We start from the raw sequence: 1650 nt of genomic DNA, 5'->3' as shown, positions 1-1650 counted from the left end.
TAAAAAAAGTGGCTTCGCCACATTAATGGTCAGTCACCCTAGTGGCTGACTTTTTTCTTGGTGTTGCGTTTTTTCTTGAGTAATTTATCTCTATTTGGTATAAATATATTGGTGATTGTTTCATGAGTAATAAATCTTTTACTATTAAACAAATTCTAGCTGATCATTGGGATAACTTCCTTACTCTTAAATATGATTTGCGCCCTGCTATCCCTAAAAATGTTGAAAAGGTTATTCATTGTGGTGACCCTTCTTTTGGGCATGCTCTTTATTTTTGTGATCAATGTGAAAATTTTAAATATGTTCCCTTCCGCTGCAAAAGTCGTTTCTGTAATACCTGTGGTGCTTCTTATGTTTCTGATCGAGCTATAAGTATTTCTTCTAAACTCATTAATTGCACACATCGGCATCTTGTTTTTACTATTCCGTCTGAGCTTCGAAATTTTTTCCGCCTTGATCGCTCTTTACTTAATATCCTTTTTGAAGCTTCTAGTCAAACTATTTTTGCTTGGTTTCATAATCTTAATAAATCAGAGCATTTCACTCCTGGTTTTATTTCCACCCTTCATACCTTTGGTCGCGATCTTAAGTGGAACCCTCATATTCATATGATTATTACTGAAGGTGCTTCTGGCAATAATACTATTTGGCGCCATATTCACCATATTCCTTTCTCTATGCTTCGGAAACGTTGGCAAGCTACACTTTTGGATTTACTCCATAAAAAATTAGGCTCTCGTTTCTATTCTCTTAAATCTAAGCTTTTTCTTTCTTTCAAAAAAGGATTCTATGTTTATGCAAAAAAAGAAAAAAAGTCCATTGCTAAAAATTCTATAGACTATATTGTTCGCTATACTGGTAAACCCGCTATGGCTCAATCTCGTATTCTTAACTATGATGGCAATTTTGTTACTTTCTATTACGATAGACATGAAGATGGTAAGCGTGTTACTGAAAAACTTAGTGCCATTGAGTTTATTAAGCGGTTAATCGTCCATATTCCTGATGAGCAGTTTAAAATGGTTCGTTATTATGGGCTTTATGCTAAGAGACATAAACATTCTTCAAAGTTTATTCTATTGCTTTCTCCTGCAAAGAAAAGGTTCTTAAGAAAACACTCTAACTGGCGTGCACGTATTCTTATTGCTTTTGGAATTGATCCTATTCGCTGCAGCTGTGGTCACATTATGGAGTTTGTTGATATTTTTACTTCTAAGAAATCATCTCCTTTTCTTGCTGATCTTCCTCCACCAGCTTATAATGTTTCTTGAAGGAGGAGGTTTTCAATATGAACATTTTAGATGGTTTTACCAAAAACGATGACTTAGTTGAATTTATCTGCACTAAATGCAATTATTCTTTGTGGGTTCCTAGGTTTATCGTAAAGCAACTAGAGGAGGACAATATATTTAATGGCCTTGATAAATCCGTTCCCCCTCAACCCTTTTGTCAGGTATGTGATGGCACCATGGCTCCTGTTTCTTATACTGGAATTCGTGGTGTGAAATACGAATTTAAAAATTAATTTTTTACACATTTGCTATTTTAAAAGCCATTCTATAATGGCGTATTTATTGTGCCAAAATACAAATTTACATTTTATGTATTTTGGTTTTTTGTTTATTTGAGATATAGAACTTTCCTATTGAA

The 1650-nt window shown here is 33.9% G+C and carries 2 protein-coding genes; both read left to right on the top strand.

Annotated features, from left to right (window positions below):
* The first annotated feature begins 122 nt into the window (after nucleotides 1-122).
* Nucleotides 123-1271: an IS91 family transposase gene (locus GGQ84_RS15440; RefSeq protein WP_429163711.1), complete on the top strand. Its 1149-nt coding sequence runs from the start codon at nucleotides 123-125 to the stop codon at nucleotides 1269-1271.
* A 17-nt stretch (nucleotides 1272-1288) separates the two neighbouring features.
* Nucleotides 1289-1525 carry a hypothetical protein gene (locus GGQ84_RS15435; protein WP_429163709.1) on the top strand — a complete coding sequence of 79 codons (237 nt, stop codon included), beginning with the start codon at nucleotides 1289-1291 and terminating at the stop codon, nucleotides 1523-1525.
* Nucleotides 1526-1650: the final 125 nt, after the last annotated feature.

Origin of the sequence: Desulfitispora alkaliphila (genome assembly GCF_050433185.1) — a bacterium.
In the GTDB taxonomy this organism is placed as follows: Bacteria; Bacillota; Desulfitisporia; order Desulfitisporales; family Desulfitisporaceae; genus Desulfitispora; species Desulfitispora alkaliphila.
Note: the sequence above shows the minus strand (reverse complement) of the source record. Positions and strands in the feature narration are given on the sequence as shown.

What these genes read in the sequence shown, in the direction of transcription:
- GGQ84_RS15440 (WP_429163711.1), top strand. Translation starts at nt 123, where the DNA reads ATGAGTAATAAATCTTTTACTATTAAACAAATTCTAGCTGATCATTGG.
- GGQ84_RS15435 (WP_429163709.1), top strand. Translation starts at nt 1,289, where the DNA reads ATGAACATTTTAGATGGTTTTACCAAAAACGATGACTTAGTTGAATTT.